A 393-nucleotide genomic window follows, 5' to 3' on the forward strand; every position below is an offset into this window, starting at 1 on the left:
ATGCGCCTGCCAATGTGCAGTCCTGCGATAGCTATACTCTACCTGCTTTAACTATTGGTAACTATTTTGATGGTACTAATGGAACTGGTAATGCGTATGCTGCTGGAGACATCATAAACACAACAACAACGCTTTATGTATCTGCAGAAACTGGAACAACTCCTAATAATTGTTTTGCTGAAAATAGCTTTACTATTACAATAGATACGACGCCTACTCCTGATGCGCCTGCCAATGTGCAATCCTGCGATAACTATACTCTACCTGCTTTAACTATTGGTAACTATTTTGATGGTACTAATGGAACTGGTAATGCGTATGCTGCTGGAGACATCATAAATACAACAACAACGCTTTATGTATATGCAGAAACTGGGACTACTCCTAATAATT

The 393-nt window shown here is 39.2% G+C and carries 1 protein-coding gene; it reads left to right on the top strand.

Features of this window, described 5'->3' with window-relative positions:
- Positions 1 to 393 (top strand): hypothetical protein (locus ACVC08_RS00115; protein WP_452600489.1); only part of this gene is annotated, 393 nt, incomplete at both ends.

The organism is Pontimicrobium sp. MEBiC06410 (assembly GCF_053601615.1).